Origin of the sequence: Clostridium sp. C8-1-8, from assembly GCF_009928445.1 — a bacterium.
GTDB lineage: Bacteria > Bacillota > Clostridia > Clostridiales > Clostridiaceae > Clostridium_AR.
In genome coordinates, this window is record NZ_JAABNO010000056.1 from 1 (window position 1) to 10,707 (window position 10,707).

General features: G+C 27.8%; 12 protein-coding genes. 9 read left to right on the plus strand and 3 right to left on the minus strand.

All coding sequences use genetic code 11. From position 1 onward, the window contains the following. Nucleotides 1-281: hypothetical protein (locus tag GXK57_RS26455; protein WP_207710244.1), on the minus strand; the 281-nt coding region annotated here is incomplete at its 3' end. A 570-nt stretch (nucleotides 282-851) separates the two neighbouring features. On the opposite strand from GXK57_RS26455, the gene GXK57_RS25765 reads away from it, so the two are divergent. From GXK57_RS25765 to GXK57_RS25800, 8 genes are all read left to right on the plus strand, one after another. Further along, on the plus strand, nucleotides 852-1,451 hold the full coding sequence (locus GXK57_RS25765) for a recombinase family protein (protein WP_160680881.1): 600 nt from the start codon (nucleotides 852-854) through the stop codon (nucleotides 1,449-1,451). Between the two features lie 203 nt (nucleotides 1,452-1,654). Beyond that, nucleotides 1,655-2,197, plus strand: a complete 543-nt coding sequence (locus GXK57_RS25770; protein WP_160680882.1) for a hypothetical protein — start codon at nucleotides 1,655-1,657, stop codon at nucleotides 2,195-2,197. 537 nt (nucleotides 2,198-2,734) lie between these two features. Next, nucleotides 2,735-3,205 (plus strand): DUF4373 domain-containing protein, encoded by a 471-nt coding sequence (locus tag GXK57_RS25775; RefSeq protein WP_160680883.1) that lies wholly within the window; start codon nucleotides 2,735-2,737, stop codon nucleotides 3,203-3,205. 172 nt (nucleotides 3,206-3,377) lie between these two features. Next, complete coding sequence (locus tag GXK57_RS25780; protein WP_160680884.1) at nucleotides 3,378-3,632, plus strand: hypothetical protein; 255 nt, start codon at nucleotides 3,378-3,380, stop codon at nucleotides 3,630-3,632. Nucleotides 3,633-3,693: 61 nt separating this feature from the next. Next, the gene (locus GXK57_RS25785) at nucleotides 3,694-4,332 is read left to right on the plus strand and encodes an ATP-binding protein (protein WP_160680885.1); all 639 of its coding nucleotides are present in this window, start codon (nucleotides 3,694-3,696) and stop codon (nucleotides 4,330-4,332) included. 305 nt (nucleotides 4,333-4,637) lie between these two features. Further along, nucleotides 4,638-4,826, plus strand: coding sequence for a hypothetical protein (locus GXK57_RS25790; RefSeq protein ID WP_160680886.1), 189 nt, complete (start codon nucleotides 4,638-4,640; stop codon nucleotides 4,824-4,826). 49 nt (nucleotides 4,827-4,875) lie between these two features. Continuing rightward, nucleotides 4,876-5,406, plus strand: a complete 531-nt coding sequence (locus GXK57_RS25795) for a recombinase family protein (RefSeq protein WP_160680887.1) — start codon at nucleotides 4,876-4,878, stop codon at nucleotides 5,404-5,406. Nucleotides 5,407-5,430: 24 nt separating this feature from the next. Next, complete coding sequence (locus GXK57_RS25800; protein ID WP_279285536.1) at nucleotides 5,431-6,426, plus strand: recombinase family protein; 996 nt, start codon at nucleotides 5,431-5,433, stop codon at nucleotides 6,424-6,426. A gap of 490 nt (nucleotides 6,427-6,916) precedes the next feature. Here the strand turns inward: GXK57_RS25800 and GXK57_RS25805 are convergent, their stop codons facing one another. Together GXK57_RS25805 and GXK57_RS25810 are read right to left on the minus strand one after the other, a co-directional pair. Next, nucleotides 6,917-7,282, minus strand: a complete 366-nt coding sequence (locus GXK57_RS25805; RefSeq protein ID WP_160680889.1) for a type II toxin-antitoxin system RnlB family antitoxin — start codon at nucleotides 7,280-7,282, stop codon at nucleotides 6,917-6,919. A 30-nt stretch (nucleotides 7,283-7,312) separates the two neighbouring features. After that, nucleotides 7,313-8,401 (minus strand): type II toxin-antitoxin system RnlA family toxin, encoded by a 1,089-nt coding sequence (locus tag GXK57_RS25810; RefSeq protein ID WP_160680890.1) that lies wholly within the window; start codon nucleotides 8,399-8,401, stop codon nucleotides 7,313-7,315. A gap of 297 nt (nucleotides 8,402-8,698) precedes the next feature. On the opposite strand from GXK57_RS25810, the gene GXK57_RS25815 reads away from it, so the two are divergent. Continuing rightward, the gene (locus GXK57_RS25815) at nucleotides 8,699-10,516 is read left to right on the plus strand and encodes a DUF262 domain-containing protein (protein WP_160680891.1); all 1,818 of its coding nucleotides are present in this window, start codon (nucleotides 8,699-8,701) and stop codon (nucleotides 10,514-10,516) included. The last annotated feature ends 191 nt before the right edge of the window (nucleotides 10,517-10,707 follow it).

Below are 10,707 nucleotides of genomic sequence, written 5' to 3' on the forward strand. Positions count from 1 at the left end.
TAATTATGCATTTTCATGTTGGAACTTTTCAACATTTTGACGTTGACATTTACAGATTTTAAGTTCAATGCCAGTTGATCTAAGAAGTTAATAAATTCATTATCTATATTTTCTTTAATCATTATCTTCAAAAAGTTAGACTTCTTTATAATGCTAGTTTCTATAGCATTATCTATAGAGTCATATAAATTATTTACAAAAACTTTTCTGTAATAAAGTGGCGTTAAGATATTAAAAAAATTTTGGCTTTGATTATCTAACATAATGGTATGTTGAAACATATAACACTTATTTCCTTTCTTTTAGAGTATATTTTGATTTTTGTAATAAAATTTGAGAGCTTCAATACTTTAGGGGTAAAGCTATAACTTTATGCTTATTATTAGTCAAATTTAAGTAATTATGCACATAGGAAACAAATAAGTGATATTAGGTTTGCTTATCTTGTATTAAGTTATTAATTCTCATAAAATCGTGGTTGTCCATTATATTCAGCGTATAAAGTATTGTCTGTTTTTACCTAAAATCATATAAGAAATAAATTAGATAGAAAGATATTAGTATATATAGATGTAACTTATTTAGAATAATGTCATATTGATTGCACAATATTTAAACAGGTTATTTATTAATACCAATATTAGCTGATTATGATGAAAACTAATAAATTAAAATTATATACGTTTAATGTCTTTAAAGGTACACCTTTATGAACGGAGTAATATTTATAATTTCAGAGTTCGTAAATATCATAAAAATATTTTTCAAACGTTCATAAATAAAGTGATACTTTTACGAGCGTTTTTGCTAAAATATATATGTAATTTAAAAAAAAGGAGAATTCATGGATAATGCAAAAGACGTTTGGGTATATAAGGGTAAGCAGTTCTGATCAAAATATAGATAGGCAACTTGAGGACATGTTAGAATTAGGTATTGATGAGCGTGATATTTATATTGATAAGCAAAGTGGTAAGGATTTTAATAGACCTAAATATAATGCACTTAAAATTATATTAAGACCAGGAGATGTGGTTTATATAAAATCGATAGATCGATTTGGGCGAAACGCACGGGAAATAAAAAAGGAGTGGGAGGAAATAACAAAAGAAATAGGAGCTGATATAAAGGTATTAGATATGCCTTTGCTAGATACAACACAATATAAGGACTTAATGGGAAGCTTTGTTTCTAACGTGGTTTTAGAAGTGCTCTCATTTGTAGCTGAGCAAGAAAGAGATAGTATAAGGAAGCGTCAAAATGAGGGAATAAAGATAGCTAAAGCTAAGGGTAAACATCTTGGAAGGCCAAAAGCTATATTTCCTGAACAGTGGGAAAGTGTTTATATGGAGTGGAAATCTAAAAATATAACTGCAGTAAAGGCTATGGAAAAATTGAATCTTAAAAAAAGTACATTTTATAAATTAGTTAATGAATGTAATAAACGATAAGTTTTAAGGGTCGTATGATTACATAGTACAGGTGTAAATTTGTTTGCTAATAAAAAGGGCTTAAGGGATTGATATGACTAAATAGAGCAGCACTTTTCCTATAAGGAATATAAGTTTATAAAAACGGTTATTCGAAAACTTCTTGAAAAAATAGCAAAGATTATACTAATCTATACTAAAAGCATAGATAGGAGTATAAAAGGATGATTACAAATATATTTAAAACAAAAGAAAGTGACATTAACAGTACGAAAAGACGTAATATTAAAGAGATTATAGATTACTATAGTATAGATAGTGATAATGCAAATAAAAAAGTTGAAAATAGTAAAAACTCAATTGCTTACAGGTATAACCAGTTAGAACAAGAAGTGGGACAAGTTCTTAGAGAGCGATCAATTACGTGGCAAACTAAGGAGCAAGAGTACCTTGAAACAATAAAAACATATAAAGTAATCATTGGAGAGCTGACAGGTAAGTTAGAAGAAACTGAAGGGCGACTTCAACAAGTTTTACAACAGGAACATAAATATTGCGATTACACAAAACTTGTTTTAAAAGAGGGAGAGCTAAATACCAAAAGGACTTATGAGATAAGACAATCTACAGCTAAATTATTTAAGCAAGTAAAAAGAGCAAGTTGTGGGATAAATGGAGATATTACATTAAATGAAATGGCAGATACAGCTATTCAGATATACTGCCAGATGTTTATTAAGCAGTTACAGGATAGAGACAGTGTGTAAAAATCAAAAATAACCACTTTATTTTTAGAACAAGTACATTAAGTATTATACTTTGATAGTAGCGTCATGCTTTTGATGTATTTGAATTATATCTATTTTGACAAGACTTACCTATAGAAAAGTAATTAATTTAATAAATTAATTTTTATAGATAGTACGAAGTTAAGTATTGAGAAGTAATTAAATATAACTCAAGATTAAGGTCTAATAAGTATTATTTTAATCTTATTGTGAAAGTAGTGGTAATTACACTTAATGGTTATGATTAATAATTGGTTGATTAAATTATATTCATAAAAGTATTAGTAAAGAGCAAAGGATTTTGCTCTTTTTGTTTTTTTGACATGGATTATCTAATTGTTAATTTTTTGTGAATATCACGTAAAATATTTATAGACCAGCTGTTGTTGCTGAATTTATGCACTTTAAAGAACTTTAAACAACTTTACAGTACAAAGTTGATTTTCTTGAAAATTATAAGGTGTAGTTGATATATTATGAAACATAGAATTAAAACACTATAAAAGGAGTGATAAAATGGCTAGGCCAAGAATTATTGGATTGGAATACTTTCCACATGATACGAATGCTCATATGAGTGAGAAAATAGAAAGACTTGTATCACAGTATGGAAATGATGGATATGCTGCTTATTTTATATTACTAGAGAGGATATATATGTGTGAAGGGTATGAATTAGATGTTAGTTCAGATGATAAAATTAAATATTTAGCAGGCAAAACAAACTTAAGTGTGAAAAAATTTGAGAAGATTGTAGCAACTGCTATAGAGTTAAACTGTTTTAGTAAGGATGACTTTTATGAAAGAAAAGTACTAACAAGCAATGGAATAAAGAAAAGAACAACATTTATTGATAGTAAGAGAGAAACTGAAAGAGAAAGGTATAATAAGAAAGAAAACAAACTTGAGGGGATTTCTGTAGAAGTTTCTGCAGCAGAAAATAAGGCAGAATTAGAACAAAGTAAAGAAAAGCAAAGAAAAGTATAGTATAGAAAGTAAAAGTAAAGTAAATATAAAACAAAGCAATGATACCTTACCTACTGCTCTAATTATAAAACCAATAGATAATGTTCCTAGTGATCTAAGTTATGTACTTAATTATTTTAGACAAAGATTCAACGCAACAATAAATAATGAACAAGAAGTAATTGTTGAAAACTTGCTTAAAGAAGTAGATATACAGGTATTGATTAAAGCTATTGATAAACTACATGTTAGGTTAAAAGAAGATCCGGAAAAAAAGATAAATAGTTTTAAATATTTGATTCCAATAATAGAAGAGATAAAAAATACGAGAGAGGGTCTTACAAATGCAAAAGAACCAAGATACAATTTTACAAATAGTAGAGAGGATAAGGGAGACGGCGAAATTAAACTCCAACATGAATATGGAGAGGAATACGGAGAAATTTAATTGTCAAGAATGCGGTGATACAGGTTTTATAATTACCAGAAATCTAAAGAGCCAAGATACAATGAGGGAATGTAAATGTAGAGTGTTGAAAAGAAATGAAGATCAATGGAAGAAATCCGGAATAAAATTAGAATGTATACAAGAGTACTCTTATCAAAGTTTTACACCTCACAGTGATGTTTCCAAACATATGAAGATAAAATCTATCGAATATGCCAATAATTTTTTTGATATTGAGAAAATGCGTAGCAATTCATTGGTTTTTATGGGGCAAGTAGGGTCTGGAAAAACCCATTTAACAATAGCCATAGCAGCAAAATTAATGAAAGAAGGAGTTGATGTTGCATATTTTCAATACAGGGAAGCAACAATGGATATAAAGCAAAATATAATGGACACGGATACTTATAAGGCTAAGATGGATTTTTACAAGGGAATTAGATTATTGCTATTAGATGACCTATTCAAAAAGACAAAAGGTGATATGCAAATAACTAAAGCAGATATAAATATCATCTATGATATAATTAATCATAGATATGTTAATCACTTGCCAACAATAATCACAACTGAGCTTTTACCAGAGGAATTACTAAATGTGGATGAAGCGACAGGTAGTAGGATAATTGAGATGGCGCAGGATTATATGATAGTAATAACTGATAAACATTGTAATTATAGATTAAAAAAATTCATATAGTAAAAAATATACTTGATTTTTACAGAATGTTTTTATTAATATATTTATTAAATACTAATTATGTTTTTATTTTAGTTAAGAAGGGTATTTTAAATTTTATTTTTCTATTTATGAAGGAGAGTTTTATTTTATATAAATGCAATTGCTAAGGCAATTTTTTATATAAGATAGTACTCTCCTTTTTTGTTTATTAATAAGAAGGAGAGGGTAAGCGAGAGACGCAAATATAAATAGCAGTATTAAGAAGTTAATAAATAAGCCAATAGAATATTTTATAAATATGAACTAAAGAAAAGGAGAATATAATGACTAAAGTAGCAATTAGACAAGTTAATGGAATGTTAGAAGTTAGTAACTTTGGAATGTGTGTTATTAGAGATACTAGAGAGACGATTATGGATGTTTTGCAGGAACAAATCCTTGAGGAAACAGATTTATATACAAAAAAATTAATAGGGGAAATCCTTATTTTATTAAAAAGATTAGATTACTAGTTTTAGTATGAAGAAATATATAAGAAACACAGAATGGAGCAAAATAGATATGATAGAGAAAGAAAGAATAGCATGTTACATTAGGGTATCAACCGAACTAGAAGAGCAGGACAGTAGCTTTAAAAACCAGGAATTTTATTTTAGAAATAAATATAAAGATAAAGATGTTTTAATATATAAAGATAAGGGAACTGGAACTAGCTTTAAGAGAAAAGACTTTCAAAGAATGCTAATTGATGCTGGTTTGGATAAATTAGATGAAAAACATACAAATAAGAAAATAGTATTTATTCAGTCTTATAGAGAACCTCTTTTCAATAGAATAATAGTAAAAGATACATCTAGATTTGCGAGAAATATAGTAATAATGGATGTTATAAGAGAACTGATTGCAAAAAGGGTTTTTATATTATTTGAAGACATACAAAAAGATACCTCTAAAGAAGAAGATATGGTTATGTTGCAAATGTTATTTACATTTGCAGAAAACACATCTCGTACAATATCGATTTCTACTAGATTTGGAAATAAAAGAACAATCGAACAGAATAGAATTAGGAATAATTGGATATATATTTGATAAAAAAATAATTCACTTACTGCTATTCCAGAGGAAGCTGAAGTTGTAAAGCTTATATTTAACCTTGCACTTATAGATGGAACTAGAGTAGTTGCAAATAAATTAAGAGCAATGAATATAAAAAATAGACAAGGTAATTGTTTTTCTCAACATACACTTGTAAATATGTTAAGAAACAGAAAGTATTGTGGCTTCAATGTAAGAGGTAGGTTCGATAGCATTAATCTATTCGGTAATCAAAGGTATATAATGAAAAAAAGAGAAGAATGGGTTGAAATGCATAATGAAAGAATAGATCCAATTATAAGTGAAGAGTTATATGATAAAGTACAAAGTGCAATAAGTTCAAGGTGTCAAGCGGGCAATAAAGGTAAGAATATTAGTAAAACCGACTTAAGTGGAAAGATAAGGTGTGGTAAGTGTGGTGCTAAATATATTCTAGGAGCAGATAGAAGATTAAATAATCAGTCATCAATTTCGTATTATATTTGTGGGCATAAAAAAACTAGAGGTAAGGGTTATTGCGATGCAAAAAATATAAAAAAAGGTGATTTTGATAAGTTTATAGATATACAGAGAACCACAGTATATCCTTCATCACTTACATTGAATATAAAATTTCAAATAAAACAACTAAGGAAACAGATATCGGATATAGATAAAGTGGACAGGTATAGATTAATTAAGGAAAATGAAAATGAACTTAATAATCTACATGAAAAACTTGAACTACTAATTAATAGGATGTTAGATGATATGGGGGATAATATCCAGAAAATCTTTAAGAAAAAAGCAGAAGAATTAGAGAATAAAATAAAGGCAAAAGAAGAGGAAATTAACGTTAATCAACAAGTAATTTTAGATAAGGAAAGATACAAAAAGCAGTTAGATAACAAAATAATTGAATTAGAAAGAGAAAAGGGAACTGCGTATAGAGAGTTGACTAGAGAAGATTACCTAAAGAAAGTAGATAAATTTATAATTAATAGTAGAGATGATATACAGGTAATTTTAAAATGAAGCTTTATTTTTTCTGTTAAATTGAAATATAATATTAAATTTAGGGGGTTAGCATATGTGCTGACTCTTTTTTTATAAACTAGTAATTATAGTTAGAACTATGGGGTTGCAAGGATTATGAAGCGAATAATATTGATATTTTTTACAATCATACATTGGTTGAAGAATATATAATTAAATAGTATTTACTTAGAAAATACTTAATAGAATTATGAATAGTAAGAGATGCAGGAAATAGTGTATTAAGAAATACCGTATATTGCTAGATAATAAAAAGAAAGGTAGGTTATTAAGAATGGAGCTATAAAGTATTGTAACATAATTTTTTTGAATACATTATCAAGTGTTCAAAATTAAGATAGTTTGCCAAGGGACAGTCATCTCTTAAGCTTATAAGTTAATTTAAAAACTAGCACTTGAAGCAAAAGAAACTATACTCACAAGCTTTTATTATTTGCAAGAAAAAAGATTAGACCTTTGCCTAATCTTTCTATATAGCTATTCCTTTTTTTATCATTTTCTTTTGAATAGATGTTAAAATAGAATTATCTAAGTTTTCATCTTTATCTTTGTAATAGTTAACAGAAAGTTCTCTTAACTGATTTTTTGGAGGAATTTTAATAAACTTAAAACTTTTCATATCAAATCCATTAGCTGTATAATTTATTTGTCCAAACCGCTCACTAGAGTTACCAGAACTTAGCAAGAAGTCAAAAACAACCTCCATACTATAATTAACAATATTCATCAAGTCTTTCTCAATATCCTTAAGAAAATCTAAAGGTGAGACGTAAGTAGTAGAAAAAATAATACATTTGTTTTCTTCGGTCAAAATATTTATCTCATATCTTTTCATTACTAACACCTCCTTAATAAATTTTCATTATTATATATAGTATTCATCAATTAACTTTAATGTGTCTAAAATTATCCCCTTAGCAACCTCAATATCATTTAAGTGAAGAGTTTGCTGATCTGAAGCTAAACTTTCATTCCAGTTCCAATGAAAATATCTATGTCTATATCTAACTATATGACTATAAACTTTTTTATAGTAATATACTTTATTATTTTTTTCTCTTACCTTTTTCTCATCAATATTTTTTCTAAAGTTAACTATATCATTGTCTTCATCATAAGTAAACATTGATAGGTTTCCTTTATATGGTTTTGTTACTCCATAATCTCTACTCAAAGTAATTATTATATGACCTTCTAGAGCTCTTAAAGGCTCAAAAATTAAGTCTGTACAGGTTAAGTCTTGACAAGTAGCTTCTAGATTATACACGGATTTAATTAATGATTTTTTTAATTTTTCAGTATGCTTATCATATGAATTAGGCATAATTTTGGTGAATTTCTCTTCTATACTTTCAACTAGTATACTTTCTTTACAAGCTTCATTCATAGTATTAACAACTTCATCTATATCTAGTAGCTCATTAAACAATGATGAAGTGTAATTAAATACCTCTAAAGGTAGTCCTTGTAGAGTTACATTGTTTGTTGTTTTAAAGTAATTAACTGTTAATACATCCCTATATCTCCCAGTGATTTTATAAGATAATTTAACTTCATTATCTTCAAATGGCATACAACTTGTACACAAATCTTCTTCTTTAATAATGCTTATAATATTTTTGAAATCATTAAAATCTATATTTCTAAATGATAAGCTTTTGCTCTTTCCAGTGCTCTGTATCTTGCATTTAGATGAGTTAACTATGTAAGTAGCTAATAATTCTTTTTCTTCTTGCTCTTTACCTTCTTTAACCTTTAAAGTTACTTTACCTTGTTTATTTATAAAAACTGATAAAAATAGTGATCTTCCATCAAATTGAACGTCATAGATTTTATTATTTTCTTTTGTTTTTTTCTGATTTAAACTAACTTCGTAGTTAGAATATTTTTCTCTAAAATAATCATCTATTACAATCTCTATATTATCTACATTGAGAAGTACTTCCTTAAACATTAGATCCCTCATTCCATTTTAATTAGTATTAAAATTTTACCTCTTTTTACTTTATTATTCAATAATGTATTGATATATATATTACTCATATATAATAAAAGTTTTTATTAGCTTTTAATAAGCATAAGAAAGATTGGTATTGCTACTACAACTAATGATATTTACTATTATAGTGTTAGTTATGTACATTATTTTATATTAGGAAAAACTTATTATATTATAGATAATATGAGTATTGAATGTTGATTACAAAAAATGTGAAATAACTATTATATAATACGAATAAGAGGTGTAATAGTGGGGAAAAAGTTAGTTAACAACACAAATGTTAACTTAGATCATCATATTCCATCAGACTCACTACTTTCAGCTAGCGAGTATCAAGAAATGCCAAAATCAGAGGAAGCACAACTGCATTTAAAGATTTATTTGGATTTGAGAGATTTTTTTATAGACGAGGCAGGATTGAATGTATGGGAAAGATTAAGAAAACCAGAGTTTCAACGACCAACAAACCACTGGAATGATGAAAAATGTATAAATTTATTGAAAACATTAAGAGGAAATCAAGTAATACCGGGTGTTATTTTTTGGCTTAATACGAAAACAGGCCATATATTTGTTCTAGATGGTGCACATAGGTTATCAGTGATTAGAGCGTGGCTTATAGATGATTGGGGAGATACACAAGAAGCTCAACAATATGGGTATGTTGAGGAAGATGAATTAGTTGCTGCAAAACGTATACGAGAGAGTATAAAAAATGAAATTGGAAGCTACAAAGAATGCAGTGTAGCTAGAAATGAATTTAAAAAGCTAGTAAATTGTCGATTAAATCCAGTAGATGTTCTTGATTCAGAAACTGAATCTAAAGGGAGATTTGCATATAATTTAAGCACTTCTTTTAGGATTCCAATTCAATGGGTGACTGGAGATTATGAGGTCGCTGAGCAATCATTTATAAATATAAACATGGGTGGAACTCCTTTGTCAAAAGAAGAAGTGACATACTTAAATAATAGGCGTTCTCCTGTGTCGAGAGCTATAGCAGGAATTATTAGTAATGGTACTAAGGAGACATTATGGATAGATTATAAAACTAATTGTGATGAGCTAAGTAAAAAACTTTACACTACCTTGCTTTATCCATCAGATAACCTATCAAACAAAGTGAAAATTACAGAGTACCCTTTGTGTGTGTTAAAGAAACAAAAAAGTTTTGATAGGTATGATTTTCTACAAAACCTATTTTCCGTATCGAATTATGGGCAAACTGGTGCTAATAATATAGAAAATATATTGAAAAAATATGTAGATGAAAAGAATAATAAGATTGTTGCAGAAGAAACTATTCGACAATTAGAAGGCTTAGAATTGATGTTATCGCATATAAAAGGTAGTTCTTCTCAAAGTCTGGGGATTTTGCCGGCATTTTATTTTTATACATCAAAGGGACAATTTAAGCAAATGTTATTTCTACTTTTTATTGCCTGGATTTCACAAGGAAGCAAAAGTGATATTAAAGAAAGAAAATTTAAGTTCACTTTAATAAGACAAAGGTTTGAAGAAGTTTGGATGGTTTGCAAAGATTATGTTTATAGGTCATTAAGCCGTAAGGGCGCTGGACCAAGCAGACTTACAAAATCACATTTAAAAGTATTAGATGAATTGGTTGAATTACTTGAAAAAGACAAAGATACTAGCAAGAATTCATTTGATTTAGCTAGAAAATTTATGGAGAATTCAGAGTATATAGATAAGAAGATCCTAAAGGAATTTATAAGCTTTATTGAAAAAGATGATAGTAAACCTTTTAAGAAGTTTTCAGAAGGGACAAAAGTTCAGCAAGAAATGTGTGCTTTTTTTATTGGAGTATATAAATGCGACATATGTGGAGGTGCTATTGAAATAGGAGTATCTCATCAAGTAGATCATATTGAAAAGCGTAGCTTAGGAGGAACAAATAGTTTAAACAATGGTAGGATTGTTCATCCCTGGTGCAATAATAATAGAGATAAGATTGAAAAAAATAACTTCAAAAAGTATTCTAGTAATAAAAATGCTTTTGTGTCAGACATAATAGCTGATATTTTGCCAGACTCACAGAATACGTAAGATCAATTATTAATCGAATGAAAAACAAAAAGATGTTAATATAATTAGAAAAATATTTTCAATCTTGAAAAGTATGAATGTACTATAATACACTTTTATAATCTAAAGTATGGTTTCCTTGATAAGAACATAAAAGTGTAGATTGTCAAGTACTTTTGACCCACTTTTTCACACAAAACTGACCCACTGCC

Excerpts from the sequence above, each read along its gene's own strand:
- GXK57_RS25790 (WP_160680886.1), top strand. The coding sequence starts at position 4,638 with ATGACTAAAGTAGCAATTAGACAAGTTAATGGAATGTTAGAAGTTAGT.
- GXK57_RS25765 (WP_160680881.1), top strand. The coding sequence starts at position 852 with ATGCAAAAGACGTTTGGGTATATAAGGGTAAGCAGTTCTGATCAAAAT.
- GXK57_RS25795 (WP_160680887.1), top strand. The coding sequence starts at position 4,876 with ATGATAGAGAAAGAAAGAATAGCATGTTACATTAGGGTATCAACCGAA.
- GXK57_RS25805 (WP_160680889.1), bottom strand. The coding sequence starts at position 7,282 with ATGAAAAGATATGAGATAAATATTTTGACCGAAGAAAACAAATGTATT.
- GXK57_RS25810 (WP_160680890.1), bottom strand. The coding sequence starts at position 8,401 with ATGTTTAAGGAAGTACTTCTCAATGTAGATAATATAGAGATTGTAATA.
- GXK57_RS25775 (WP_160680883.1), top strand. The coding sequence starts at position 2,735 with ATGGCTAGGCCAAGAATTATTGGATTGGAATACTTTCCACATGATACG.
- GXK57_RS25770 (WP_160680882.1), top strand. The coding sequence starts at position 1,655 with ATGATTACAAATATATTTAAAACAAAAGAAAGTGACATTAACAGTACG.
- GXK57_RS25785 (WP_160680885.1), top strand. The coding sequence starts at position 3,694 with ATGAGGGAATGTAAATGTAGAGTGTTGAAAAGAAATGAAGATCAATGG.